Annotated in this window: 28 protein-coding genes; 1 reads left to right on the top strand and 27 read right to left on the bottom strand. The window is 53.6% G+C overall.

Features of this window, described 5'->3' with window-relative positions; genetic code table 11:
* Positions 1–3 precede the first annotated feature (3 nt).
* The 25 genes from KQI82_RS05575 to KQI82_RS05455 all read right to left on the bottom strand — a co-directional run bounded on the left by KQI82_RS05575 (position 4) and on the right by KQI82_RS05455 (position 21029).
* Complete coding sequence (locus tag KQI82_RS05575) at positions 4–306, bottom strand: hypothetical protein (protein ID WP_118624643.1); 303 nt, start codon at positions 304–306, stop codon at positions 4–6.
* The gene (locus tag KQI82_RS05570) at positions 293–838 is read right to left on the bottom strand and encodes a hypothetical protein (RefSeq protein ID WP_216631881.1); all 546 of its coding nucleotides are present in this window, start codon (positions 836–838) and stop codon (positions 293–295) included. Before KQI82_RS05570 ends, KQI82_RS05575 begins: the two co-directional genes overlap by 14 nt.
* Positions 839–864: 26 nt before the next feature.
* Entirely contained in the window at positions 865–1143 is a 279-nt protein-coding gene (locus KQI82_RS05565) for a hypothetical protein (RefSeq protein ID WP_216631880.1), read from the bottom strand.
* A gap of 15 nt (positions 1144–1158) precedes the next feature.
* Positions 1159–2568, bottom strand: coding sequence for a DUF6094 domain-containing protein (locus KQI82_RS05560; RefSeq protein ID WP_216631879.1), 1410 nt, complete (start codon positions 2566–2568; stop codon positions 1159–1161).
* Positions 2552–3004, bottom strand: coding sequence for a hypothetical protein (locus KQI82_RS05555; protein WP_216631878.1), 453 nt, complete (start codon positions 3002–3004; stop codon positions 2552–2554). Before KQI82_RS05555 ends, KQI82_RS05560 begins: the two co-directional genes overlap by 17 nt.
* A gap of 74 nt (positions 3005–3078) precedes the next feature.
* A complete protein-coding gene (locus tag KQI82_RS05550; protein ID WP_216631877.1) occupies positions 3079–3282 on the bottom strand; it encodes a hypothetical protein in 204 nt (67 codons plus the stop codon).
* 6 nt (positions 3283–3288) lie between these two features.
* Positions 3289–4014 carry a hypothetical protein gene (locus tag KQI82_RS05545; protein ID WP_216631876.1) on the bottom strand — a complete coding sequence of 242 codons (726 nt, stop codon included), beginning with the start codon at positions 4012–4014 and terminating at the stop codon, positions 3289–3291.
* Positions 4015–4065: 51 nt separating this feature from the next.
* Positions 4066–5121: a DNA polymerase III subunit beta gene (locus KQI82_RS05540; protein ID WP_216631875.1), complete on the bottom strand. Its 1056-nt coding sequence runs from the start codon at positions 5119–5121 to the stop codon at positions 4066–4068.
* 38 nt (positions 5122–5159) lie between these two features.
* Complete coding sequence (locus tag KQI82_RS05535) at positions 5160–5924, bottom strand: ThiF family adenylyltransferase (protein WP_216631874.1); 765 nt, start codon at positions 5922–5924, stop codon at positions 5160–5162.
* Entirely contained in the window at positions 5921–7246 is a 1326-nt protein-coding gene (locus tag KQI82_RS05530) for a hypothetical protein (RefSeq protein WP_216631873.1), read from the bottom strand. Before KQI82_RS05530 ends, KQI82_RS05535 begins: the two co-directional genes overlap by 4 nt.
* Before the next feature lie 488 nt (positions 7247–7734).
* The gene (gene tnpB / locus KQI82_RS05525; RefSeq protein ID WP_216631872.1) at positions 7735–8847 is read right to left on the bottom strand and encodes an IS200/IS605 family element RNA-guided endonuclease TnpB; all 1113 of its coding nucleotides are present in this window, start codon (positions 8845–8847) and stop codon (positions 7735–7737) included.
* A gap of 9 nt (positions 8848–8856) precedes the next feature.
* Positions 8857–9249 (bottom strand): IS200/IS605 family transposase, encoded by a 393-nt coding sequence (gene tnpA, locus KQI82_RS05520; protein ID WP_216633638.1) that lies wholly within the window; start codon positions 9247–9249, stop codon positions 8857–8859.
* 234 nt (positions 9250–9483) lie between these two features.
* On the bottom strand, positions 9484–9930 hold the full coding sequence (locus KQI82_RS05515; RefSeq protein ID WP_216631871.1) for a hypothetical protein: 447 nt from the start codon (positions 9928–9930) through the stop codon (positions 9484–9486).
* Positions 9911–10390 carry a DUF3990 domain-containing protein gene (locus KQI82_RS05510; RefSeq protein ID WP_216631870.1) on the bottom strand — a complete coding sequence of 160 codons (480 nt, stop codon included), beginning with the start codon at positions 10388–10390 and terminating at the stop codon, positions 9911–9913. The genes KQI82_RS05515 and KQI82_RS05510 overlap by 20 nt, the downstream gene beginning before the upstream one ends.
* 61 nt (positions 10391–10451) lie before the next feature.
* A complete protein-coding gene (locus KQI82_RS05505) occupies positions 10452–11942 on the bottom strand; it encodes a VWA domain-containing protein (RefSeq protein ID WP_216631869.1) in 1491 nt (496 codons plus the stop codon).
* Positions 11943–12031: 89 nt separating this feature from the next.
* Entirely contained in the window at positions 12032–12253 is a 222-nt protein-coding gene (locus tag KQI82_RS05500) for a hypothetical protein (RefSeq protein ID WP_216631868.1), read from the bottom strand.
* A 30-nt stretch (positions 12254–12283) separates the two neighbouring features.
* A complete protein-coding gene (locus KQI82_RS05495; RefSeq protein WP_216631867.1) occupies positions 12284–12637 on the bottom strand; it encodes a hypothetical protein in 354 nt (117 codons plus the stop codon).
* A 66-nt stretch (positions 12638–12703) separates the two neighbouring features.
* On the bottom strand, positions 12704–13141 hold the full coding sequence (locus KQI82_RS05490; RefSeq protein ID WP_241426627.1) for a single-stranded DNA-binding protein: 438 nt from the start codon (positions 13139–13141) through the stop codon (positions 12704–12706).
* Between the two features lie 20 nt (positions 13142–13161).
* Positions 13162–14535 carry an AAA family ATPase gene (locus tag KQI82_RS05485; protein WP_216631866.1) on the bottom strand — a complete coding sequence of 458 codons (1374 nt, stop codon included), beginning with the start codon at positions 14533–14535 and terminating at the stop codon, positions 13162–13164.
* Between the two features lie 12 nt (positions 14536–14547).
* Positions 14548–14907: a sigma factor gene (locus KQI82_RS05480; protein ID WP_216631865.1), complete on the bottom strand. Its 360-nt coding sequence runs from the start codon at positions 14905–14907 to the stop codon at positions 14548–14550.
* A 195-nt stretch (positions 14908–15102) separates the two neighbouring features.
* Positions 15103–15633: a hypothetical protein gene (locus tag KQI82_RS05475; RefSeq protein WP_216631864.1), complete on the bottom strand. Its 531-nt coding sequence runs from the start codon at positions 15631–15633 to the stop codon at positions 15103–15105.
* Positions 15605–16366, bottom strand: a complete 762-nt coding sequence (locus tag KQI82_RS05470) for a hypothetical protein (RefSeq protein ID WP_216631863.1) — start codon at positions 16364–16366, stop codon at positions 15605–15607. Before KQI82_RS05470 ends, KQI82_RS05475 begins: the two co-directional genes overlap by 29 nt.
* Complete coding sequence (locus KQI82_RS05465) at positions 16367–16780, bottom strand: zinc-finger-containing protein (RefSeq protein ID WP_241426626.1); 414 nt, start codon at positions 16778–16780, stop codon at positions 16367–16369.
* Between the two features lie 12 nt (positions 16781–16792).
* Positions 16793–17926, bottom strand: coding sequence for a DNA polymerase III subunit beta (locus tag KQI82_RS05460; RefSeq protein ID WP_216631861.1), 1134 nt, complete (start codon positions 17924–17926; stop codon positions 16793–16795).
* Positions 17927–17939: 13 nt separating this feature from the next.
* Positions 17940–21029 (bottom strand): DEAD/DEAH box helicase, encoded by a 3090-nt coding sequence (locus tag KQI82_RS05455; RefSeq protein WP_216631860.1) that lies wholly within the window; start codon positions 21027–21029, stop codon positions 17940–17942.
* Between the two features lie 465 nt (positions 21030–21494).
* Here KQI82_RS05455 and KQI82_RS05450 point away from each other — a divergent pair, with 465 nt between their 5' ends.
* Positions 21495–22487 carry a Fic family protein gene (locus KQI82_RS05450; RefSeq protein WP_216631859.1) on the top strand — a complete coding sequence of 331 codons (993 nt, stop codon included), beginning with the start codon at positions 21495–21497 and terminating at the stop codon, positions 22485–22487.
* 506 nt (positions 22488–22993) lie between these two features.
* Here KQI82_RS05450 and KQI82_RS05445 read toward each other — a convergent pair.
* Both KQI82_RS05445 and KQI82_RS05440 read right to left on the bottom strand, forming a co-directional pair.
* Positions 22994–24382, bottom strand: coding sequence for a hypothetical protein (locus tag KQI82_RS05445; RefSeq protein ID WP_216631858.1), 1389 nt, complete (start codon positions 24380–24382; stop codon positions 22994–22996).
* A 19-nt stretch (positions 24383–24401) separates the two neighbouring features.
* Entirely contained in the window at positions 24402–24947 is a 546-nt protein-coding gene (locus KQI82_RS05440) for a DUF5697 family protein (RefSeq protein WP_216631857.1), read from the bottom strand.
* Between the last annotated feature and the right edge of the window lie 9 nt (positions 24948–24956).

Below are 24956 nucleotides of genomic sequence, written 5' to 3'. Positions count from 1 at the left end.
ACCTCAAAAGAAAGAACGCTCTTGCCGCTGGAAAACAGGAGCTTTCCGACAGTAGTGGATAAAGCCCTGTATCCAACCATCGAAGACCCGATGATAGACCCGCTCATAATTTTCGGGCGTTACATTCTCTATTTGGAACGCATCCCAATCAATGATAGAAAGGTCAATGGTTTCTTCTTTATCAAAGGCTTCCAGCAGCTTTTGGATATATGGGCTGCGCTCTGATTTGGGGAATAACGCCGCGTCGTCTTTTTGCGAAACAGAAAGCAGCATTTTTACGAAAACATTCCGATCAAATGCAGTCATCTTTTTCCACCTCCGGGCTGAGCCGCACGACGCAAATGGCATATCCGGCGGGGTTTGCCAGAATCGCCCGCTGTTCCTCTTGAGACGCGACCGCACGGCCAAGGGCGGTATAGTAAATCCCGCAGTCCGGGAGCGGTGCGCCTTTTTGCAGCGAAATGTGCCACAGCGCGTGAATCATCAGCTCCGGATCGCTGCCATCGACCACTACGGGGCAGATAAGCGAATCGCCCGCTTTCTGCGCCTTGTCCATATCCACCTTTTTGATCATGGCGGCTGCATGAAATGCAACGGCCTCCTGCTGTGTCTGCTGCCCGGCCAGGAAGAGCGTTAAGAACAGCTCCGGCTCCTGACAGCCCAGCGCCACGCCGAAAGGACTGGTGAGCTTATGTCCCCATGCGTCATTTGCGGGATGGAACTGGCGGTACAGCTTTCCCAAGGCAGGCATCAGCAGATTGGATGCCTGTCCCCAAACCTGCGCGCTGAGCGCGGCCTTGCTGCCGGTGAGCTGATCTATCGGGACAACAACTGCCATGTTGCAAAACTTCATTCTCATTCACCTCAATATTCTTCCGGCAGCAGGATCGTCGTTGCGGAGCGATCCGCTTCCGTGATGATCATAATGCGAAGCTCTTTGGATACCTGATACCATGAAATAATCCGGTTCCCGCTGCGAAGCGCCTCCTCATTGGTCCTTGCATCGCTTTCACAGGTATCACCCCAATCGCCGCTCAGATGGCGTTCCAAAAGCCGGATCAGCCCTGCTCTTCCGACCTTATCCAATGCCGCAGGCGTCGCACAGAGCTGACCGCAGCGAAAACGCGCTTTTTTGTCTTGCATAAATTCCGCCTCTTTTCATGTCAATGCCTTAAAGCCGTTTGGCGTCAGGACATTGAAAATCATTTTGTTTGTAATGGTTTCTTTCACTTCGCTGCCAATGTGATTGCCCTGCACGCTGAACTTTTCCTCGCTCTCTGTGCGGATGACCTTGACGATGCGGCCTTTGATGATGTGCGGCGTATCGCACGCTATGAGGCCGTTGATCATACCGGAGCCGCCGATCAGTCCGATCTGACTGATGGAGAGCGGGAGCAGCGGCCGCTTTACGCCGCTGTCCAGTTCGCTGCGCGCCATCATCTGTGCAAAGCTGTTGCAGCGCCGAAGCTGCTGCTCCAATTCTTTCTGATTGAATCGCTCTCCCTTGAAGGCATTGACCTCTATCGTGTGATCTGGCAGAGCGTAGCGTTCTTCCGGCATCTCTGCAAGAGAGCGAATGGACATGGGCGCGGACGCAAGCTCCTCCAGCCAGAGGGTATCCTGCAGTTCTGTCCCCCGGGGCTTTCGGACACCCAGCACCGCTACCTGCTTGAATTTCCGAAATTCGCTCTCGGTAAAGCGCCAGACGGTAAGATCATCAAAATTGTCCACAAGGATACGGCAGATATCCGGCGTTAAACGGTAATAGGGAATCACATAGATCAGTAGGCCGCCGTATGCCAACGCAGGCAGGCTTTCAATCAGAAATCGCTTTTCATGCCGGGAGCGTCCGCCGCTCTCATTGATGACCGAGAGATACGGCGGGTTGAGAAACAGCAGATGGAAAGCTTCGCGGCTGATGCTGCTATGAAAGAAGCTGCCGAAGCCCACGCGGTGAAGCCTTGTCTGCGCTTCCTCCGCGCGGCTCTCGTCCAGTTCCACGCCATAGGCATAGCAGTTATTGCCCTGTGCCAGTTGTCGAAGTGCCTTGCCGCAGCCGCAGCAGGGGTCCAGCAAGTTCGTGGTCACACCCTCCGGAAATTTGATCCCCCGCAAAAGAAGATCGATATTATCCGGGTCTGTTGGGTAATAGCCCAGCTTAATGTTGTTCATCAGCCGACCTACCACCGCAGCATTGGTCTTTTGCCCTACAGGAAGGGATGAGGCAAAACGGCTCAGAGCCTCGTAGACGCTCTTATAGCCGGTGCTCATCAATGCAAATCCCGCAAGGCCCTGCCGAAGCTGTCCGGATATTTTCGCAAGTGCGTACTCCTCCATTTCCATGAGGAAAAGCTGCGTCTGCGCAAGTGCTTCCACCAATGCTTCCCGCGTCTTACTCAGTTCCGCGTAAATGTCCCGCGCTGCGGCAAGGTCGCTTTGGCGGCAGCGCTCAATCCGCGCCCGCTGCAAAACCATGCTTTGGGAGAGCTGGATGATCTTACCTTTAAGCTGCGCAAGCTGATCCAGAGCATACGGCTTTTGCGCGGAAAGGTCAGGCAGCTCGCTCATAACGGCACCCATCCTTCCGCAAAGCACTCAGCGTCTCCAAAAGCTGCGGATATGACCAGGTTTTCAGGTCGCTGCTGGTGAGAAAATGATTGTATCCGCCTTTGAAGTCCCTGCTGCTTCGGATCGTCCGATAGCAAAGCACCTTCCCATCCGCGCATAAGCGCTGCTCGATCCACACTGCAATGCCGCCGTCCTCCCACATTCCATAAAGGGAGCATGTTCCCGACACCGCGATGCCGCCGCTGTTTGCACTGACTGTAACCTCGTGCAGTCCAAGATCCTTGGCAAGGGCACGGAGGAATACCTTCCCCACATTCAAAAAAGCTTTCTTACTTCCATTGGGTCCGCTTTCCCTCTCGCCAAAGATGCAACCTAAATCAGCGGTCAGCAGCAGCGCAAGCTGCCGCATGTGACCTTCCTGTGATTTGATAGACATGTTGTATCCTCCTTTATTTTCGGATAAAAGAGGGCAAGGAACAAGATCTGTTCCTTGCCTTCCGTTCGGGCGGCTCACGCCGCTCCCTTCCATTCTTTTTCGTGTCCCACCGCCCGCAGCTCCATCTGCATACGGGCAAGGGGAATCCGCCGCTCATAATATGCCAGCAGGCGCAGTCCGCCGCCTTGCGTCGGAACACCGCGATAGATCTTTTCATAGAGCACGGTGCGGCCGTGTTCCTCTACGCGGGTTCTGCTTTCCACTTTTACTTCACACATAGGCGATTAAGCTGCGGGGCGAAGGATGCGCTCGTTTTCAAAATCGAAAACAGGCGCGTTTTCCTCCGGTGTCCCGGGAATCAGCTTGAGGGTATAACCCTGCTCGCGTGAGAGCTTAAAGAGCCCAACGATACGGTTGAGTTCCTCGTCCACTGTCTCTTCCTGCTTTTCTTCGACTTCCGGTGCGCTCTGGTCAGATGCAGAGAACTCCGCGCTCCCTTCATTCTGCACAGTTTCCGTGTGGCCTTCCTGCGCGGGCACAAATTCAGCGTCCAGAACTTCAGCTTTCTGCCCGGGCGCGGTCAGCGCCGTCCAGAACGAGCGCAGCATGGAGGCAAAGAGTGTACCGAAGAGGGTGCGCTTTTTCGGTGTAAGATTCACGACCTCCTGCGCCACGACCTCATCCACCTCACTGATCGCTGCCGTCAGCTTTCCCGTTTCCACATAGGCTGCGGAGAGGAAGCAGGACACGGCGGCACTCTCGGAGGCAAACACCTCCGGCGCCTGCACACGCTTGGCAATCAGGCGCTTGCAGATCACGGTGCCGCTTTCCACATCGTCGATGCAGACGGTATCCGCGTTGATGCTGCCGGCGTCGATCACGCCGCTTCCGGTGATGCTCTGCGCCTTGACGCCGTAGGTCACATGAAGGCGGCCATGCACCACCAAATGCTCCGTTGCCAGAGACTCATAATGGACGGTTTCTCCCTTGGGAATGTAAACAGTTTTCATCTTGTATTCTCCTTTTTCTTTTTTAGATGGCTATGCCATCTGTTTTTCCTTTCAAGCTGCCATTTCTTCTTTCAGCCGGACCGGCACCACCAGGGCAAAATCACTGCGCCCCGCAGCATCGATCACGATAGGAGCATGAGGACTGCTGAGATGGATACAAACTTCCTCTTCGCCCTTAAACTGCTTCAGGGCATCCAGCATATGGTAGAGATCAAAGCCGAGAACCATGTCTCCGCGGCCCCTCACCTCAATGCCGGTTTCAAATGCTCCACTGGCCGCCGCAATGGAAAGCCGTTCACCCGCAAAGCGCACATAAGGCTTTGCCGTGAGTGCAGAGCACTCCTTCAGATAATTCAGTTCCCGCACAAAGTCAGCCGTTTTGACAGTCACGCTCTCCCGATACCCTTTAGGGATCACTGCATCCACGTTATAGGTATCCACGCCCTGTAAGCGGGCAAGCATACGCAAATTGCCGCTTGCAAACAGCACATGGCTGCTTCCGATCCGCACGGTCATATCTTCCTTGCCGAAAGCGCTCAGGTGCGCAAGCACATCGGCGCGCACCAAAAAAGGCTTTGGGAAAGAAACACCTTCCAGCGTATCGCAGGCAAGGCGGGTTCCATCCAGTGCGTAGACGCGATTCCCGCAAAACTGCACGCAGATCGCGGCGGGTCTTGCACTCACGCTGGGCTTTTCCGCAGCATAGCGCACACGCTCCACACAGGCGGAAAGCCTCGCGCTGCTTACTGAAAATGCATCGCCCTCCGAAGCCTGCGGCATATTCGGATAATCCGCTCCGTCGTAGACCTCAAATTCCGCGCCGCGGCGTTCACAGCGGAGCAAAACCCTTCCGGCTTTCTTACTGCCGCTCTGCGTTTCGGAAAATTCCATCGTCAGCTCACCGGCAAAGTGGGAACAGGCGCGCAGGATGTCCTTGGTTTTTCGGAAAGCAAAGAACATATCATCGCCCGAAGCCGGGAACTCTGCCGTAAGCCATGTTTCGAGATCTGTTGCCGTCAATGTGCAGCGCCCATTCTGAATCCGGAGACAGACCTCCTCCAGAATGGGTATTGCGCACTTTTTGAGGATTTTACTGATTTTGCTCATTGCATGGGAAAACTCTTTTGCGTCAATGACTGCACGACTCATGCCGCACGCCTCCTTGTCTTCTTTTCCAGCACCGTCTGCATCCGGATCGTTTGGGTGGAAAAATCCGTCTGCAAGGCATTGTTTTCTCCATGGGTCAGAATGTTATAGACCATGATGAGCACAGCGGTCGCCGCAGTCACATTGGCCACAATACTCTGCGGATCTTCCTGTGCGGCTTCCGCGCAGCTGATCTCCGAGGGAAACAGGTCGGTGTCCTTCAGCATTTCGGGATGAACGCCGCCAATAGATTTGCGGATCGTTCTTCCGTTTCTTCGCACGCCGCACACGACCTGCCCGGTATACTTTCCGTTGCCGCTGTCGATGTAGATGAGTTCCTCGCTCTGATGAAAAGCCTGATGGCAGAGCTGCCGCGTCTTATTGTTATCCACGCAGCCCAGCAGCAGTACCATTTCCTTCGTCCGCTTGGTAGAATAGGGATTCAGCTCCCATTCCTTCGGCTCGATCAGTTCCATCAGATCCGGCAGCTTTTCAATAAAGCTGGGAACATACTCTGTCTCCATTCCAAGCACAGTGGAATACCGCTCTGCCAGCACGCGGGCTTTATTTTCACCCAAGTCTGCGGGGACAAAGTTCTGCCGGTCCAGGTTCTTTGGCTCGACAATATCCCCATCGCAGACAACAAAGCGGGCAGGACGATCCAGCATATGAAGCAGGCGAAACACATACGGGGCAACATAGCCTCCTGTGCCGCCAGCCCCCAGCATAACCACCTTGACAGGGCGATCCGTTGGAAACTTCATAGGAACGCCTCCTCCAGAAGGTCCCGGAAGCTGCGCTTATCCGGCTTTTTGAATCGTTCGGGCTTTCTGCTGCGGATGCTTACCTGCGTCAACCATTCCTTGGGAAACGGCTGCTCCAATCCTTCCATCACAATATTGGGATCGATGGATGCAAAGGAGTCGCCGCAGAAAATACGTGCTTTGACGTCCGGATAGAATTTATCAAGTTTTCCCAAAACGAGGTAGAGTCCTGTGGAGCGCTCATCCTGATCATCTTTACCGGAGAAAAAGGCATCCATGCTGTTATGAGAGTGGATATCCGCGTAGCAAAGATACCGCTCTTCATCGTCATAGGGGCAGTCATGGAGATCGGCCTCTACTTCCTCCTTGCACACGCTCTGCTTGGGGACGTAGGCAAAAAAGCGTTTTTCCGCCTTGTCCCAGTAAATCTGGGCAAATGCTTCATTCTCCCCATGATCCGTCATAAAGGCACGGAAAAAGGCGATGATCTGTCCCATCAGCTCGGCGGGGATCTTCGGCAGAGCCGGGGAAAACCCGGCTCTGACCTCAGAGAAATCCACCACATTCTTTTTGGGGGCGATAAACTCGCCCTGCTCCATCTTGCGAAGCTCATAGATTCTGCCGTCGTTGGAGGGGATCAGGCAGATGACCTTATCCGAGGTGCGAGCCTCTTCCAAGGTGCCGAATTTCCCCTTATAAGCGGCATTCCCCTTGGTTTTCATTTCCACCTTTGGCTTTACATAGCAGCAAGGGGCTTTGTCCTTCGTTTTCTTGAGGGCGTCGAGAAATTCGCGGGAGCGTTCGATCATCTCCTTCATGGAAATGATCGTGGTTCCCTTGGGGTCTTTGACCTCTTTACGAATACCGCAGTATTCCACGCTCCAGGATACCCTTTTGCCTTCCTCCAGATCGGTAAAATCATCGGACTTACGGATGCGCAGCTCCTCAAAGGTCATGGAGGGATCGTCGATTTTCTCTTTCACGCCCTTGTGGTAAAATACCGGCGGCTTTTCCAACAGGCCCTTTTTGGTATTCTCCGCTGTTTTCTGCTCAAACGCTGCGGCAATGGGATTCTCCGCAGGAGCTTCGACCGGCGCCTTGGCGATGGGTGCGGTTGTCGGCTGCGATGTTGCAGCAACTGCCGGTGTGATTTCCTGCGCCACGGGTGTCGGAGACGACGGAACGCTCTGTGCTGCCGCCGGAGGCGCAAACGGGTCTCCCTGCGGCGCAGCGCTGCTGTTTCCAAAAATCGCGCTGATGTCCAATCCCTCTTCTTCTGGGATCTCCTGAAAGGGCCACGCGCCGTTGCTGGGTTCACTCATAGTAAATTACTCCTTTCGATTTTGGGACAAAAAAAGACCGCAATCACTCCTATGAGCAATTACGGTTTCGTTCTCGTCCTTATTACATTTCAAGTCGTTTGAGTTCGACGGTACTCGCAAGGAGCATGCCACATCTCTAAGCGGTAAAACCGCCATGAGTTGTGCAAAGGGCATACTACCTCCTTTCCACTCTTTCTTTCCTAACTTACTCCGCCCTAACTTACTTCGCCCTGAAATACAGCTTCATTGTAGCATTACAGGGAAAGGCTGTATAGTTGGAGTTTTTCCATAGTAACAGTTCTCCGCATCCATTTAGGGACGAGGGATACTATTGCAAGTGTTTTTCCTGCACATGGAAGCTTTGACACTCCCCACGGCTAAAGCCGGGGGATTCTCGGTTCAGCCACCGCCGCCTGCACCAGCGAGGTCTTACACGGTGTCCCCGAGCGTATAGGTTTGGGCGTGTCCCGCCCTACCGTATGTTTCTGCTACGCCAACAGGCGCAAGCCCTCATTCAAAATGTTCTTTGCGGCGTTTACATCCCGGTCATGGATAGTGCCGCACTTGGGGCAAGCCCACTCCCGGACGGACAGGTCTTTCGTCCCTGGCCATTGAGCACCGCAAGTGGAGCAAAGCTGACTGGACGGAAAGAAGCGGTCGACCGTGACCACCTGTTTTCCGTACCACGCCGCTTTGTACTCCAGCTGCCGCCGAAACTCGCCCCAGCTTGCGTCAGAAATAGACCGGGCAAGTTTGTGGTTCTTGACCATATTGGACGGAGCCAAATCCTCAATCGCAATCAGGTCATAGGTTCTCACAAGGCTGGTGGACAGCTTATGGAGCATATCCTGCCGCTGGTTGGAAACGTGTTCGTGGAGACGGGCTACTTGTATCCTCGCCTTTTCCCGGCGGTTACTGCCCCTTGATTTTCGGGACAACTGCCGCTGGAGTTTGGCAAGTTTCTTCTGGTTCCGTGTCAGGTATTTATGGTTCGGATACTCTACGCCATCGGAGGTGATTGCAAATGCTTTCAGGCCCATGTCGATACCGGCTACCGCCCCGGTAGAGGTCAGCGGCACTATTTCTACATCGGTGCAACAGAGGGCAACGAAGTATTCCCCGCTTGGATTCTGGCTGACAGTAGCGGACAGGATACGCCCCTTGACATCTTTGGAGATACGGCACTTTACAAAGCCGAGTTTTGGGAGCTGCACCGCCTTGTCCAGCACCTTGATATTCGTCCCCACGCACTTGCTCTTATAGCTTTTCTTGCTATGGTGCTTGCTCTTGAATTTTGGATAGCCGGGTTTCTGGCCCTGTTTCACACGCCGGAAGAAGTTTTGATATGCCGTGTCTAAATCACGCAGAGAAGATTGCAGAGCGGTTGCATCTACTTCTCTCAGCCAGGGAAGGGTTTTCTTGAGCTGTGTCATATCCCCAGAGCAGGTACTATAGTTCATTGTCTTTCCATCTTGCTCATAGAGGTCTTTCCGCAACGCGAGATAGTGATTCCAGACGAACCGACAACAGCCAAACGTCCTTTGTATCTGCCGCGCTTGCGCCGCGGTGGGGTAGACGCGGAATTTATAGCTGTATTCCATCTCGATACCTCACACATTCTTCTGGTTCTCTATGTACTGCTTGATGACCGACAAAGGCGCTCCGCCAACGGTAGAAACAAAATATGAATTTGTCCATAAAGACGGAATCCTTGAGCGGAGCCATCCATACTCTTGCCTCAAAACACGGGACGTTCGCCCTTTTATTAGTTTTACCGCTTTATGTATACCAAATTGCGGGTCTACCTCCATGAGCAAATGGATGTGGTCGGGCATGATTTCCATCTCTATGATGTCGATGTGGTATTCGCCGCAGATTTCCTCTATGAGTTTCTTCAAGCGTATATCGACACCGTTGACCAAGACCTTGCGGCGGTATTTTGGACACCAGACTACATGATACTTGCAGGAGTACACCACATTGTGATTACTTTTATATTCCATGGATTTATTATACCACTCAACGGCATCTAACACAATCCTCGGAAGTCTTGTTACGAGGGAACAATGTGTGGCTTATATCCCCATGCCTAAAGGCAGGGGTATTACGCCACGCGTGATAATTTTTTGACAGAGGCGATGACAAATAGACGCACAAGGCGGGAACATCTTCAATGATGTTCCCGCCTCTACTATTATGAGTGTTGCGATAGAAAACCATCGCCTTTTTCGTTCCGCTCAACCGTCCAAGACTGTTTTCTGCCGGTAGCACTCCGCAATATAATCGCGGGGCTGATAATAGAAGGCAGAATTATAGTCCGAAAGCAGACCGTCGATCCAGGAGGTAAAGACCTGCAAGATGGTTTCTACGATGTTGTCCTCATCGGACACATCCTCGATGAGCCTTGCATAGACCTTTCCCATCGTCCACACATCGGGGACTGTATATCTTGCCTCGGCAAGATTGTCAAAGTCTCCGCCTTGCAGTGAAAATTCCGTGATCACATCGTCCGCGACCTTTTCGATCGGCTCACAGTGCAGAATGTCTGCATTGAGGTAGAGCGTCTGAATGCCGGCCTCGCCCAGTTCCGCAGCCACCTTACCGCGCCGCATGTGAAGGGAGCGGCCAAGCTGTTCGATCAGAGAACAGGTGAAAAAGAGCGCGTCATTGTTTCTCTTGCACATTGGCGACATAGCTCCTTTCAAATTTCAGTGCAGCGAGAGCACGTGCAGTGTGGAAGCTGATCTGATGGGTGGGATACTTGAATTTTGCCAACTCCCAGAAAGCAGCTCTGGAGATCTCACCATCCAAAAAGCTCTGCACATAATTGAAGATGGTATCGTCCGCCATCGGGCCTTCCACCACATCATAGTCATGGGGAACTCCATTCCGGCATGCCGCAATAAAATCCAACCATTCATCGCTCATTTCCAGGAAGCGCTTGATGTTGAGCTCAGTCTGGTCATCGAAGGAATAGACATTGACAACCCCGGCTTTTCCAAAGCGCGTTGCCCAGCGCAGCGCCTGCTGTTCATAGGAGGTGCAGTAAAAGCCCCAGTAAAAATCCTTATGGAATTTTTGAATGCGGATCTCAGGCCGCTCCACAACAGTCCTGCTTCCGCAGTAAATGGTCTGCATAGCCATACTCCTTTGAACTCCCATTTCATAACACTATAACCTGTTTTCTTTCTGCGAGCAACCAATATCATACGCGATCCAACACAATTTCCCCGACGATCTGCTCTCCGGTCAGCTCACTGGTGCGGTAAATATTCTGGCAAAAGGGTTTCAGGCTGAAATCCATGCCGGCGTTTCCCTCATCCAGCAGAATCCCTGTGACGGTAAAGCGAAGCTCCGATTGCGCCCTTTGCAGTGTCTCCACACAGATTTCTGGCAGCGAACACTCACCGTCCGTAATAAACGCGATGTCAGCATTTTCAAAGCCATCCTCCCGCATGAGGCGTTCCGCCTCCGCAAGCGGCGTTTGAAAATCCGTGCCGCCGCCAAGAAAAGTTTCCGCCGCGCGTAGCTTCTCTTCAAGAGAAGACTGCCCGGGAAGAAATACATCCGTTTGAAAGCGGCCGGGGCCGGAGAAATGAACAAGAGCGAATTTTCGTCCCTCGCTCTGCGCGATCTCCAGCAGCGTCAGGGCAACGGCTTTTCCCCACGCGGCCAGATCTCCCGCAGTAGAGCCAGATTCGTCCAGGCAGCAGATGATATCGCCTGCACCCTTATAGACCGACTCCCGCCGACGGTATTGCTTGATCTGTCGGTGCTGATACTTCCGCAGGAACAACGGCAGCGTTTCCGGCACAGCAAGCATGGCAAGCTCGGAGGTCAGTGCGCGGGACAGGTCGTTTCCCAGCTCCAACGCATATTTTTCCCCGCGGCCATAGGCATAGCCATTGCGCTTGCCCTGCGCGAAAATCTCCCGAAAACGTCCCAGATAGCGGGAAATGTCCCGCAGCGTTTCGCTGGCACGCACACGCTCTAAAAGCGCCGCATTCGCGTCTGTCTTCCGCATATCACCGGGAGCGTCGCTCCATGCGCCGAGGATCGTCTGTACCTCTTCCGCCCTTTCCGCGGCAGCAGACACCGCGCGGGCGATCAGCGCACCGGATTCTGCCTGATTCTGCGCAAGGCCAGCGTCAACGAGCTTATTGACCGCATCTGCCTGCCGCCGTTTGCTCTCGGCGTCATTGGCGGCTTTTACCACAGCGGCACTCAGAGCCGGATCGTCCTGCGGAGCCCCACGAAGCTGCTCCAGCAGTGCCGTGAGCTTGTCCTCTGCGGTTTTCTCTGCCTGCTCCAGCTTTTCCAGCGTCTGTACAGCGCCGGGTTTTCCGCCCAATTGGGAAAGTAAGTCATCCAGTTCTCCCGAGGTCTGGGCAGCAAACTCCGCCGCCGCTTCATAGGCCGGAAGCTCCCGTCCTTCACACACCTCCTTGAGCGTGGGGTAGTCTTCGCTTTGGGTGATGTGCTCCAGAATCGGCATGTTGATCTTCCGCGCCGCTGTCGAGAGGTCATCGTCCGCGTTGCGCCGGGGCATCAGGGAATAAAAGGACTGGAAAATATCCCGCGAGAGCGCTGGAAAAGAGCGCAGCTTTTCGCCTGCGCTGTTCTCGATCTCGTCCATACCCGTATCCTCCATGCGCAGATCCCGGTAAATGCTATCCTCCAGTTTGGTCGAGCGCAAAACGCGGTCTGTCTGTTGCGGACTACGTTTCACTCCCTGCACCTGCGCCCACGGAGAGGAAAGAACATCCTGAACTGTCCGGTAGGGCTTCAGCATTTTGTATCCGCCTCCTTCTCGCAAAATGTGCCGAACCACGCCAGCAGGATTTTTCTTGCCCGTTCCGGCGAATATCGCAGCTCCGGAAATTCTTCCTGCAAGTATGGTGCTGCTCCGTACATATTTGTTTCGCCGCTTTGACGCAGCCGTTCCAGATAGTCAAAATACTTCTGGCATTCATTCTTGGAATAGGTGCTAAGAATACTCGTTTCCATATAAAACGCTCCCCTATCAATGCGAGTTTGTCACTTACCGTCTGCAAGATCGTCTTTGGTGAGTTCAAAGTCATCCAGCCAGTCTACATCGTCCCGTTCGACAAAAGTAGATCCGTCCGCGTCTGAGAGTGCGCGATCATACGCGCGCATCAGGGCGAAGTGGCTTTCGTCACCCAATTCTTCTCCCTGTTTGCCGCCCCGGAAACGATACTGCTGGACGGCGATCCTTGCGTCGCTGCCTACTGCGTCCCACATATCGCGGAAGGGCTGGTCGTGCTTCAAAAGCTCGCGGATATCAAGTTCATCCAAACAACCACCCTCCATAAAGGAAAGCTCCACGCCACCACGGTCTTCGATCCGTACTTCCGTAAAAACAATGCTCATTTTGTTTTCTCCTCTTATCTTTATATGGAGGGAGGGCTGATGCCCTCCCTCGCTTATTTGGTGCTCTTAAAAGGGCATTTCCCCGGATTCGCCGCCAAAGTCCGGTGTAAAGCCGTCCGGCACGGCAAAGCTGTCGGGCGCTCCGGTATAGGCAGAAATATCATCCTCCTCACCGCCGTCTTTCGGCTTGGAATCTCCGAAGTAGACATTGTCTGCAATGACTTCGGCACTGCGGCGCTTGCCGCCTTCCTTGTCTGTCCAGTCGCGGATCTGGAGCCGGCCCTCCACGACGGCCATGCGGCCTTTTGTGAAATACTTGCTCACAAACTCCGCCGTGGCGCGCCAGGCAACGATATCAATAAAGTCCGTCTCCTTTTCCCCGTTTTTGGACTTGAAGTCCCGATCCACCGCGATTGAAAACGAACAAACAGCGGTACCGCTCTCTGTCCTGCGCAGTTCAGGATCGCGCGTGAGTCTTCCCATAAGAATGATCTTGTTCAGCATCGTGATTCCTCCAATATTTTTTAATTTAACGCTGCGATCTCTTCCAGCGTCGTATAAGTAAAATGTGTCTGCTCGTGGGCCTTGCGGCTGATCTTCTCCAAATCGGCCAAGAGGTCATCCACCAGTGCTGTCTCGCCGTCAGACTGCGCCGCCGTGCGAAGGCTGCACTGCATCTGATAAAGATGCGTCAGTTCACCGCGCAGCTTGATAAATGCCTTGCGCACAGTATCGGCCTTGCTGCCATCCCCCAGCGCAGCGTCAAATTCCTCCTGGGATTCCAACGCCATACCGCGGATATTGTTGACCTTATCCTGCATGGGGTTGACACACAGGCGGGTGAGCACCGCTTCCACCTTTTCACAGTCTGAGGGCAGGCGCCAGAGATAATTCTTCAGCGCCAGAAGGTCACAGGATTCTACCTTGTCATGGCCGGAAAGCCATGCCTTGGCCTGCGCGATGGGATAATAGCCCAGATACTTTCGGTCCGACACCGCCATATCCTTACGAAGCTCGCAGAGGATATCGTCAGCCAACTCGTTGATGGCGTCGGGAACGAGGATCGACGCGACCTCCTGCTGCATTTGCCGCAATTCCTCCAACGTGATCGTAACGGTGACCTGTCCGAAGGTGCCGGCCTGCTTAGTCTTCAAAACGGCAAGGCGCGTGTCCCGATCCTCCATATTGGCCGTCACGACCTTCAGTTCCAGGCGGTCATACAGCGCTTCCAGGATCTTTTCCTGCGGATCGTTGAAATTAGGGATCTCATTGGAGGCCGCAAAAAAAGAAATGACCGGAATGGGATAGGTGCGTCCCTCGTTGGTGTATTTCCGCTCATTGAGGGCGGTGAGCAGTGAGTTCAGCACGCCGTCGTTGCACTTGAAGATCTCATCCAGCAATACGATATCGGCCTCTGGAATTTTGCCGGCTGTCTGCACCGTGGGCTCGCTTTTGTGAAGCGCCGAGAGCGCTGCACGATAAAGCTCCAGCTTTTCGGTGCCGCTCTTGAGCTTTTCCCATGTTGCGGGCTCGTCCTTCATGGAGCCGATGCCCTCGACGAGGACACGCAGGTTGAAGCGCTGGTTTTGATAGGTTGCGTCCTGCTCCAGCACGGTCGGCGGCACAGAGCCCGGCAGCAGACTCGCAAGATCAACACGGCCGAAAAGCTGTTCTTCATCGCTCTGCTTGGAAAGAAGCCTCTCAAACTGCCGCGCACCGGTGATGTGCCGACGGAACAGGTTGATGGCATAGCTCTTGGCCTGTCCCGGCTCACCCAGAACAAACAGGTTTTTTCGCGTCAGCAGGGCAATGGCGATCATCTCCACCAATTCCTCCCGCTCAGCTACGCTATCATTGGTATCCGCAATGACCGCCAGCATCTTATCTCTCAGCGTCATTTCCGTGCCTCCTTACGCCGCCAGCGCCTCTTCATAGAGGCCGCTGTTCTCAGAGAGCGTATCGATGGAAATGATATGGCTCTTTCGGAACGAGTGCGGTGTGCCGGTCATACCGCAGAGCCGGTAGGCCGATCTGCAGCTAAGAAGCTCATACTTGAGCTGGGCGAAAATGTGCTGCTCCAGGCGTCCCTTTTCCGGGTCATAGCCCGCCACAGCCTTGATAAGCCGCAGGGCAAGCTGCTGGTACACATCGTCATATTCCAGCCGAGCCGCTCTCATGAGCGGGCGATTCTGACGGATCACACTGTCGATGCACCAAAGATTTGCTTCCACAATGGCGTTGCGCTGAGCGATTGAGTAATTATTTTTCATTGTCGTTTCCTTCCTCTGGTATGGACGCCCAAAAGCGGCAGTGGCCTTGGTCCCAGTCCTCCAGCAACATTTTGGTGGTATAGTTCACGGAATTATAGTTCTTGTTTCTACAGTACTGCGTTTTTGTCATCGGTCCGCGATTGCTCGGCAGATCATAGGAATATCGGCAGTTGCTGCAGCTTTTTACAGTTTCCTTCAATCAATTTCCTCCCTGATATTCTTCTTGGCAGTCTTGGCATCAAACGAGAATAAAAGCTCATAGCCATGCTCCGTTTTGTAGAAAAAGGCAGGCTTGATACCGTCGTCAATTTCCACAACATCGTAGTGCTGGACTGCTGCACCCAAAATCTCATCATCCGATTTTTCATTGCAGCACTCGAAAAACTCATACGGTGCCAGATCGGCATGTCCTTCATAGCGCACCGCATAGCGGAATGCAGATGGAGAAGTATCCTCGCCCAGATACGCGCACATACTGCGGTGCATCCTCCATTCTCTCTGATTCTTGAAGCCATAGATCCGCAGCTCACAGGGAGCCTTGAGTCTGGGACACCAGCTTGGCACATAGGTTTTGGGATCACTGCGTTTGAATTTCCTCGCGCGCTTTCCCGCAACACAGAAACGCTCCCCCAAGTGCATGGTGACGCCCTTTTTCTTGATCGGCAATCTTTCCATGTATTGGAGATTATGTGGGCAATCAGCGCAGGTCGGTTTTCGCAGCATCATCAGCCGCACCTCCTTTTTCTTCGATATTTTCTGCGTACAGCGGACTTTCGATGATCTCATAGCGGGTAAACCATCCGGCGGCATAGCCGTCCCGGTAAGCCTCCCAGAAATCCTCGCCGTACTCCTCACAGTATTCTTCTGTCGGAAACGGGATCGTCCGATTTTCCTTTTCCTCCGCCACAAGGCGCGCAAGCTCCTTGCGGGCCTCCTCCTTCACAGTGAAGGCTGCCATACCTTCCGGAGCAGGAAAATTGCCCTGATCCGCATCCGCCCAGGAGTGGACGATGGTATAGACTCTCTTCGCATTTCCGCAGATCATGGCATGGATCGACTGGTTTTCCGGCATGCTCAGCCAGTCCTCAACAGCGGCGCGATCCTCCTTACGGAACATCTCTACAAACTTTGTGCGAAACGCCGCGCGAGGCAAGCACTGACCGATGGAGCGGTGAAAATGGTATAAATGCCGGTATACCGCAGCAAGGAAACCGTCAGTGCTATCCGCCTCAACGGGCCTTTGCTCCATGCACAGCCGCCCGCCGCAGATCCTGCATTTCCCGACCAGACACAACTGATAGGGCTTTATCTCCTTCAGGCTGTTGTAGGTCAGGCTCCATTGGACTTGCTCCATGTTCTCCGCCAAATGCGCGGCCATTCCAAGGGCGTCCCTGCAAGCGACCGGCGGACACGAGCAAAGTTTCTCATGCTCATGCCGGCAATATGTTCTCTCACACATTTATGCTGCCTCCTTCTTTTTCTCTTTGTTTCGTTCCTTTTCGCATAGCCGGATCAGCTTCTGGCACCGATCCATCTCAAAGCCGCCGATGTGTGCAAGCTCTTCAGAGAGTCTCAGCTTCTTTGCCATCCACTTATAGCCCTGCGTTCTGCTCATGCCCCGCTCCTTCCAGAAGCTGTCAAAGACCTGATGGGTCTCCATCCGCTTCATGCGAAGGGCTTCGTTGGCAAGATTGCCCAGCGGCCGCGTGCTGCCCTTATGACAGCCCACACGGGCATTGCAGTTCTGACATTGATAAAATTTCTCACGTTCCAAGCCCAGTCTTTTTGCCGCCGCGGGGCCATACACCTTTGCCGCGGGAACAAGATGGACTGCACCGCCGCAATAGCGGCAGATCGTCGGAATCTCTACCAAAGGCATCCCTCCTTACGCCGCTTTCGCAGCAGCCGGCTGCGCGGCTTTTTGAGTTTTCTTCTGGGTTTCCGGCCGCATGGCGTTTTGCAGATAGTAGGCGTCCTGCGTGGCAAGCGTCAGCATTCCGCCCTGCGCGATCCCCAGCGTGACCGTGCCGCTCAAGGCTTTCAGGCAGGTGACAAGCTGCTTTGCGTTGAACCAGTAATCTCCCGCAGGGGTGCCGGTCAATGCAATTACCTCAATGGGCGCCGATGCGCTGACGCAATCGCCTGCACATTGGAATACAAGGCGCTGATCCTGAAAACTCAGCTTCACCCGGTTTCCGGTGCCAATGCTTAGGACGGACGAGAGCGCCGCTCTCATGTCGTGAATATCCGTCAGCACGGTAAACGTATTCCGGATGCTGCCTACCAACTGATCCGTATCGATGTAGCCGCCCTCCATGAGCCGCGCGCTGAAAAGGAAGTTCTCGCGGAAAAAGACGATGCTCTTTCCCGTGGTGCCGACGCGGAATTCATCCTTGTCCTGGCACATATTCGAGAGCTTTCCAAGCGAGGCGGCGGGAATGAGCAGGCTCACATCACCCGTGCTCTGATTGTCGCCTCTGGCCGTCACGATACAGTTTCCGTTGCTGCCGGCCGCGCGCAGTCCCGTGCTGGTAAACATGAGATTGACGCACTTGAGAAGCGGCTTGCTGTTATCCTGTGCGGTTGCAAATACGGTGTGCTGCGCCATAGCGGGAATCCCGCTGAGTTTGACGGTATCCTCCGGAAAAGGAATATCCGGCTTTGGAAAAGCGCCTCGCTCCCACACATCCACTTCATAGCAGGCATCTCCGCTTCTGAGCGTCATGCGTCCCTGATTTTCTGCCCGGCAGAGCTGCACGGTATCCTGCGGCAGCCGTGAGAGCATTTCTGCAAGCATCTTCGCACCAAATACCAGCGCCCCATTCTCCTGAACGGTACAGGGGAGCTTTTCCTCCAGTGCCGCTTCCAGATTAGTCGAGGTGACGGTGAGCTTTCCTGCGGCGGCATCCGCCTCCAGCAAAACGCCCCGGAGCACGTCCAACGGCGAATCCGCCGGTGCGACGGCCGATGCACGCTTGATGGCGCTCAGCATTTCCGCCCGATTGATCGTTACATTCAAATAATCTCCTCCTTTACGCAGCAAAGCCGAAGATCGACAGTTGGTTTTCATCCACCTCTGCCTTCTTCGACTTCCGTTTTTTCTGTTCTTCCGCAGTCCTGGCAAGCAGTCCTTCATAAAGTGCCTGACGCACTTGTGCCTGCGCCGTGCGCACGCCGAAGGAATCCTTGGCTGCGGGTGCTTTTTGTTCTTCTGCCGCAGTCTCTTTCAACTGCGCAGCTGCGATGTTCTTTTTCCGCTCCGGGTTAATGACCGCCATTTTCCGAAAGGCCGCCGCAATATCCTCCACATTATCCCGGATCCCCAGCGCCAGTTCCTTTGCCATCTGTGAGGTCAGGTCCTTTACATCACTCATGGCCGCAAGGCCCTCTTCAGAAAATGTCCCCTCGATGATGCCCGCTACCGCCAACTTGGATGCCATCAGCTTCATGGCCTTTGCCTGCATGGTATCGGCGTAGTAGAGCATATATACCTCCACTCTGGGGGCGGTCTGATTGATCCGCCACGACCGGCGGGATGCCTGCCGCAGCGTAAAGAGGTTATAGCCCATGGAGTAGAAGATAATGGTGGTAAAGGCATTGAGGTCAAGGCCGGTTTCCACGCAGCGCGGGTTGGTGATGAGCACCTGCAAACCGTTCTTGACACGCTTGTTGACCCAGTCCTCCCGCTTATCCGTAGCGATCTGCGGCGTCAGGATCTCTGTCCGATAACCTTCCGAGCAAAGAAGCTTCTGGAGCTTTTTCTGTGAATCCGTGCGCGTCCAACTGGTATAGATGAGCACGCGCTCTCCGTTTGCCGCCTTCTGCCGCACCAGCTCCAATACCCGTTCCTCCTTGGGAAGCAGACGGGAAAAATCGCCGCAGTTCTTTGGCGTTACAATGGGCATTCCGTTTATGGGATGCACTACCTCCGCTTGATCGTAGGGCTGGTCCGGGTAGACCGTCAGCAAATTGAGATAGGTGGACAGGATCTTCTGCGCCGCCTTCCGGTCTGTACGCAGGACTTTCTGCAATTCGTGTTCCGCCTCTTTATAGGCCGTGCGTACATCCGCCGGCATCTCCAGCGGTACGGGGATCTCTTCGTAGTCCGGCAGGTCTTTGCCCATGTCGGAGAGGGAGAGAAATGCCGTGTATTCCAGCAGGAAACGGGAAAATACCAGCGGCGATACGCCGGGCAGCTGCTTTGACTTTGTTCTGCGCTTACTGGTGCGCCGGTTGGAATTGTACTCCGCATCCTGTATCTCATAGGTATTTTCCACCACGCCGTACTCCGCATCGAAATCACCGGGGCTTTTGTAGCGTTTGCCATCCTTGAGCATCAGCCCGGGGACGATACGGTAGAGCAGGTGAAAAATGCCGGAGGAATAGCCGTTGATAAGCGTTGCCGTCATTCCGACAAAACACCTGGACGCGCCGTACAGCTCTGCCATGGCATCGCCCTGCCCGCTATTGTTGTTGTACTCGTGCAGTTCATCGCAGAGGAAGCCGTCGATGCGCCCGTGCAGCTTTTTCTTGATGTAGGTACTCAGGGGAAACCGCCGGTGCGCTCCGCGGATCGGGTAGAATGCATCCGGATTTTGGGCGATCTCAGTGAGCTGATCGAGAACACGCTCGTTTTTGGTACGATGCAGATGTGCCTGCGCGCCGTAGCGGTAGACCCATCCGTATTCTCCGATCTTCACCCAGTCGATCCGCTTGTCCGGATTGACCGCAGACCATAGCGGCGTACCGCAATGGGGACAGGTGTGATTTTTCTTGTGCTCCTTCTGAAAAAAGAACTGGTCGGCCGGCACCGTATAGCGGCTGCCGTCCTCGCTGATCTCCATTTCGATCACACCGTCACAGTCCGGGCAGAGAAACGCGCGTCTGCGCCGGTTCCAACGCACGGCGGGGTAACGCATATAGCCGTCCCGCGCCTGCTCCTTGGAAAAAACAGCAAATACACTTTTGTCGCCCTCCTCATACATTGCATACAGACGGTCGAGATCCTGAATCGTGCGCACCACCATGCCGTAGGTATCCGGGAGCGTTTCTCCAATCTCCCGCACCCACTTTTGTGTGACATGGGAGGGACACATGACGATGCCAAAGGATTTCCTGCCGCCTTTCCGCTTCTGATCGGCCCACAGCCCGTGCAAAGCGCCAAGAGCAGTCGAACCGATCTTCGTCTTGCCGCTACCGCATTCTGCGATAATGAGCGCCACACGCTTACGCGCAAGCTGCCGTTTGACAGCCTCTGCTACCGCAAGCTGGGCATCGTAGAGAGAATATCCTACACGGCTCATGATGCAGTCGTTGATAGCGAGCACTTCATCGGAAAGCGGTTCCTTGGCAGGATCAAAAAGGGGCATGAACTGATTGCGGATACGGTCAGCTACGGTAACACCAAAGGTATTGAGATAGCCTGTGACATTTTCCACATTCTCAAATCCGTCTGGGCTGCCCGGCAAGGTGCCGGGGATCTGGATGGCTCCACTCTGCAAGCCCTGCTCCAGCACCTCCACCACATTCTGATCCTGCGGCTTCAGATCCAGCACCCATGCATCTATCCGCTCTTTCAGGGAAATGACCTCCAGTTGCCGGAGATCTCCCCGTTGGCGCAGACTGTTGAGCACATAATCCTGAAATTCCGGGATCAGCGGCGCTGCCGTTTTGCGATCCAGTTCCTCAAAGAGCCGTCTTTGATCCCCGGTGGGACAGAAGATGTAGCACCTGCGGGGCTGCAGCTCCATCTGCTCCGTATCTACGAGGTTTGTATCCTCGTCTTCTCCGCACTTCTCTTTCGGGGCATCCTTCTGCACGGTATCCGCAGTCATCAGGGTTGCCACGGCGTAGATCCCATCGTGGGTGATCTGCCGCTGATAACTTTTGAGGCTGCTTTGGAGCATTCGGGTCGTGTCGTTTTGGGCGGCTTCTATCGTCGCACCGCCGTAGATGGCATCTGCCATTGCCCGCACCATTTCGGGATAGCCGCCGAAGCGGATGGCACTGATGATGCTGCCGTTTTGATCGTGGTCGAGTACCAGCGTATCTGCATAGGCCGACAAGCGCACCTGTGCGGATGGGTCATAGTAACTCAGTTCGATCAGCTTACTATTGGACATTCATTGCCTGACTCCTTTCTTTTGACGAAACAAAAAAAGACCGCAATCACTCCTATGAGCAATTACGGTTTCATTCTCGTCCTTATTACATTTCAAGTCGTTTGGGTTCGACGGTACTCGCAAGGAGTATGCCACATCTCTAAGCGGTAAAACCGCCATGAGCTGTGCAAAGGGCATACTACCTCCTTTCCACTCTTTCTTTCCTAACTTACTCCGCCCTAACTTACTTCGCCCTGAAATACAGCTTCATTGTAGCATTACGGGGAAAGACTGTATAGTTGGAGTTTTTCCATAGCTTCAATCTCATCTTGTACACGAAAAAAACTTTTGTGTTTTCCATTTTTCTATATACAATCATCTACAATAGTGACTTTTATATGCTGCGCTGTTGCTTTTTCCTTCCTGCGGTGTATAATATAGCAAGATAATACGCAAGATAGTACGCAAGTACACGGAGGTGATTTTTTGAATCATTACACGCCGCCCTATGCGATCACAAACGAGATTTTGTCCTATGTGTCTTCGATTTCAGAAAAAGTCGGACGCATGACAACCGTTGCTAACTTGGAATCAAAACCACACCTGCGGAAGAACAATCGCATCAAATCTATTCATTCTTCTTTGCGGATCGAGGCAAATTCGCTCTCCCTCGGGCAGGTCAGAGATGTTATCAACGGAAAGTTGGTGTTAGGGGAACAGAAAGAAATTCAGGAGGTCAAAAACGCATACGCGGCCTACGAGGAACTTTCTAAAATTGATCCTTATAATATTCAGGAATTGAAGCGGCTGCACGGTATTATGACAAAATATACTGTCGAGGAATCGGGCGTCTTCCGCAAAGGAGAAGAAGGCGTTTTCAACGGGGATCAGTGTATTTTTATGGCTCCGCCGGCGCGGTTCGTCCCTCAGCTCGTGGAGGATCTGTTTCGATGGATGCAGGAATCAAAAAACAGCGTTCATCCGCTCATTCTCAGCAGCGTATTCCATTATGAGTTTGTCTTTATTCACCCGTTTTCGGATGGTAATGGCCGAATGGCTCGGTTGTGGCATACGGCGATTCTTTCCAAGTGGAAGCCCCTTTTTGAATTTATCCCGATTGAAAGTCAGGTCGAAGCATTTCAGGAAGACTACTATTCTGCCATTGCAAAATGTCATGTAGAAGGTGCATCTACCACCTTTATCGAATTTATGCTCGCACAGATCGATAAGATCCTGGATGATGTTTCTGTCCAGATCAGCGAAGACAATGAACAGCTTTCAGAATATGTCAAGCGGCTGCTGGATGCTATGGAATACGACCTTCCGTACACCAGTCTTGCCTTGATGGAGAAGCTGGGACTTAAATCCAAGGAGGGATTCCGCAGAAATTACCTGCACCCTGCAATCGAAAAGGATTTGATCCGTATGACAATCCCGGATAAGCCAAACAGCCGAAACCAGCGATATATAAAAATATGAACCACTTTTCAAATGATCTCTGCAAACATAGTCAAACGAGATGCAGCAACGATATTGCTGTATCTTGTTTGCGTTTCCCACCACTTGCTCATGATCTTGCCGTACATCAAAGTTCATTACACAGGTAGCTCTGCCGGTGGTGAGGGACAGATAAGGCAGGTAATCGCATCAAATCCATATCTATATATTAAGAAAAGACTCCCAAATAAAATTCAACAAAAAGATAAGAACAATCTATCATTCCGTTAAATATACGCTGTATTGTGCCGATAATCCGCAAAGTGTTATTCCGATACCGTCGATATTATTCCGATAGTACCTTTGACGAATACCACGCAAAGCACAACCTTTCCGCAATGGAAAACCTCTTTGCCGGGTATGTCAATGCACGACTGGATAAGTATCTGAAAATCTTACAGGGCTAAACGAAAAAGGACCTCTGCCGACACACAACTGGATCGGCAGAGGCCCTCTTTTCGGAATGATATTAAACCATGTGCTGCTTCTCACCACTTGCTCATGATCTTGCCGTACATCTGGAGCTTTTCATGATCGTAGCGCTGCACCATCAGCATGACGTGCTCGCCAACCATGAAGTCCGCATCCTCGTGCTGATAGGAGTAGTTGCACATACAGGTCACGCCGTCAGGGAGGTTGCAGAAAACGCCGCCGCCATATTTGCCGGAGATCATCGCAAAGCGGCGGGAGCCTACGGGGTGGCGCTCCTCCGCGCCAAAGAAGGGGTTGACCTCCGTTTCCTTGGCGGAAACGATCAGTTCACCGGTGCGAGGATGATACTCTTTTACAATGCAGTCGATCTCTGAGCCCGGGTGGAACTCCGTGCGAAGATCCGGGATGGCCGCATAGCGGATCTCTCTTTGGGTCATATCAAGGTCGTAGCCATAACAGTCCACAAGGCAGCGGCGTGGGCCGACTGCCAGCATCCTGCAGGTAATGCGGGAGCCGGCGGTATGAAGATCCTCACGGGCAGCGAAAAAGCGGCGCTGGCTGCGGCTTGCCTGACGGCGGGACGCCTGTGCGCGGTTAGCGGTACGCTCCACCTTGGTAACGATCACATCGATGCTGGCGCCCACCATATTTCGCAGCACGAAGTCAGGTCGCTCCTCTCCCAACTCCCACATTTCGGACTCGCGGATCAGAATAGGGATGCGATACGGCACCACAACGGCACAGAGCTCCCGTCTGTTTTCAAGCATTCTTGCCTCACTGCGCGGAAGGTATCGTGCGTAGAGATCCACGCCGATGATCGTTCCGGTAATGGCGCTGCGGCCGCGGAAAGAGGCATAGATGGAGTTCCATTCCTTCCGCTCCTCTTCACTTAGCCCCCGATCCAGTTCGTTGAAGTCCAGCTCGTAGAAGAGCGTGCGTTCGCTCTTTTCCTCCGGTGCATCAAGCATTTCAGAGTTACCTGCTGCCAGGTATTCATCCTCCGCGGCTTCTGCTGCGGCTTCTTCCGGGACCGGTTCCCCAAAGCCCCAGTCCGCTTCATCGGTCTCAGAAACCTGCGGAACAGAAGTGGGCAAATCTGAAATCAAATTCTCCTCTGCATCCGGAAATTCCGACATCTCTTCGTGCAGTTCCGCTTCTTCCACTCGCTCCTCTGCGGTATCGCTTTCGCCTTGGGATGCAGTTTTCTCCTCTGTGGAAAGTCCAAGTGGTTTCGCCTCGGCTGACTCCATTGCAGAAAGCGTTTCCGACTGCTCTGCCGTTTCCTCCGCAGAAAGATCCCCCTCTGGCAACTCTGCGGGAACGTCGCCGGTATCTGCGCCTGCCTCGTCAGGCAGCACGCTACCCGCAGGGACACTCCCCAGGGCAGTTTCTTCACCGACAGCATTTACGATCTCTTCTTCCGGGGTGACTTTTTTCCTTGCCATACAATGTTCCTCCTAAGTGTTATATTTTTTCCGGCTCATTGGAGCCAAAAAAGCGATGGGTGCCGTTCTCCTGACGGGCGGCAAAAAAGTGGTGCCGGGGCAGATTGATTTCTCCAAAGGATCCGCTCTCGGAGATCCAGATGATCCGCTCGCCCTTCATACGGGGGACGGCTGCAATGCGAGTAGCGGCGTCCAGCCATGCCACGCTGAAAAGGTATCCGACCCCCTTTCCGTTTCCGGTAAAGCGCAGGAGAAAGGGTTCATGCAGTCCGTCTTTCGAGTAAAATCCGGGCTGCGCCTTCGTCAGTTCCAGCATAACGTCCAGTGCTTCCAATAGCCGAGGGTCTATCCTGCGGTCTCCGTAAGAAACCACATCACCTCGCAGCCAGACATAATTGGTGCCTGTGCGCATCTGGCGAAGCATGATCTCCATGCGCCTTTCGTCAATTTTGATTCCCTGTGTACGGTAATGGGCCTGCACCAGAGCATAGAGCTGGCGGACACGCAGGTACTTAAACTCCTTGAGTATTTCGAGGATATACTTTTGCTGGTTGGATAGCAGCATTGTTTTCCC

It is taken from the genome of Dysosmobacter acutus, from assembly GCF_018919205.1.
In the GTDB taxonomy this organism is placed as follows: Bacteria; Bacillota; Clostridia; order Oscillospirales; family Oscillospiraceae; genus Oscillibacter; species Oscillibacter acutus.
This window is presented reverse-complemented; position numbering and strand designations above follow the sequence as displayed.

Excerpts from the sequence above, each read along its gene's own strand:
- KQI82_RS05510 (WP_216631870.1), bottom strand. The coding sequence starts at position 10,390 with ATGGCTATGCAGACCATTTACTGCGGAAGCAGGACTGTTGTGGAGCGG.
- KQI82_RS05490 (WP_241426627.1), bottom strand. The coding sequence starts at position 13,141 with ATGCTGAACAAGATCATTCTTATGGGAAGACTCACGCGCGATCCTGAA.
- KQI82_RS05555 (WP_216631878.1), bottom strand. The coding sequence starts at position 3,004 with ATGTCTATCAAATCACAGGAAGGTCACATGCGGCAGCTTGCGCTGCTG.
- KQI82_RS05480 (WP_216631865.1), bottom strand. The coding sequence starts at position 14,907 with ATGAAAAATAATTACTCAATCGCTCAGCGCAACGCCATTGTGGAAGCA.
- KQI82_RS05545 (WP_216631876.1), bottom strand. The coding sequence starts at position 4,014 with ATGAAAACTGTTTACATTCCCAAGGGAGAAACCGTCCATTATGAGTCT.
- KQI82_RS05495 (WP_216631867.1), bottom strand. The coding sequence starts at position 12,637 with ATGAGCATTGTTTTTACGGAAGTACGGATCGAAGACCGTGGTGGCGTG.
- tnpA (WP_216633638.1), bottom strand. The coding sequence starts at position 9,249 with ATGGAATATAAAAGTAATCACAATGTGGTGTACTCCTGCAAGTATCAT.
- KQI82_RS05455 (WP_216631860.1), bottom strand. The coding sequence starts at position 21,029 with ATGTCCAATAGTAAGCTGATCGAACTGAGTTACTATGACCCATCCGCA.
- KQI82_RS05570 (WP_216631881.1), bottom strand. The coding sequence starts at position 838 with ATGGCAGTTGTTGTCCCGATAGATCAGCTCACCGGCAGCAAGGCCGCG.
- KQI82_RS05440 (WP_216631857.1), bottom strand. The coding sequence starts at position 24,947 with ATGCTGCTATCCAACCAGCAAAAGTATATCCTCGAAATACTCAAGGAG.
- KQI82_RS05500 (WP_216631868.1), bottom strand. The coding sequence starts at position 12,253 with ATGGAAACGAGTATTCTTAGCACCTATTCCAAGAATGAATGCCAGAAG.
- KQI82_RS05475 (WP_216631864.1), bottom strand. The coding sequence starts at position 15,633 with ATGATGCTGCGAAAACCGACCTGCGCTGATTGCCCACATAATCTCCAA.
- KQI82_RS05515 (WP_216631871.1), bottom strand. The coding sequence starts at position 9,930 with ATGTGCAAGAGAAACAATGACGCGCTCTTTTTCACCTGTTCTCTGATC.
- KQI82_RS05485 (WP_216631866.1), bottom strand. The coding sequence starts at position 14,535 with ATGACGCTGAGAGATAAGATGCTGGCGGTCATTGCGGATACCAATGAT.
- KQI82_RS05560 (WP_216631879.1), bottom strand. The coding sequence starts at position 2,568 with ATGAGCGAGCTGCCTGACCTTTCCGCGCAAAAGCCGTATGCTCTGGAT.
- KQI82_RS05565 (WP_216631880.1), bottom strand. The coding sequence starts at position 1,143 with ATGCAAGACAAAAAAGCGCGTTTTCGCTGCGGTCAGCTCTGTGCGACG.
- KQI82_RS05470 (WP_216631863.1), bottom strand. The coding sequence starts at position 16,366 with ATGTGTGAGAGAACATATTGCCGGCATGAGCATGAGAAACTTTGCTCG.
- KQI82_RS05530 (WP_216631873.1), bottom strand. The coding sequence starts at position 7,246 with ATGAGTGAACCCAGCAACGGCGCGTGGCCCTTTCAGGAGATCCCAGAA.
- KQI82_RS05445 (WP_216631858.1), bottom strand. The coding sequence starts at position 24,382 with ATGGCAAGGAAAAAAGTCACCCCGGAAGAAGAGATCGTAAATGCTGTC.
- KQI82_RS05550 (WP_216631877.1), bottom strand. The coding sequence starts at position 3,282 with ATGTGTGAAGTAAAAGTGGAAAGCAGAACCCGCGTAGAGGAACACGGC.
- tnpB (WP_216631872.1), bottom strand. The coding sequence starts at position 8,847 with ATGGAATACAGCTATAAATTCCGCGTCTACCCCACCGCGGCGCAAGCG.
- KQI82_RS05535 (WP_216631874.1), bottom strand. The coding sequence starts at position 5,924 with ATGAAGTTTCCAACGGATCGCCCTGTCAAGGTGGTTATGCTGGGGGCT.
- KQI82_RS05575 (WP_118624643.1), bottom strand. The coding sequence starts at position 306 with ATGACTGCATTTGATCGGAATGTTTTCGTAAAAATGCTGCTTTCTGTT.
- KQI82_RS05540 (WP_216631875.1), bottom strand. The coding sequence starts at position 5,121 with ATGAGCAAAATCAGTAAAATCCTCAAAAAGTGCGCAATACCCATTCTG.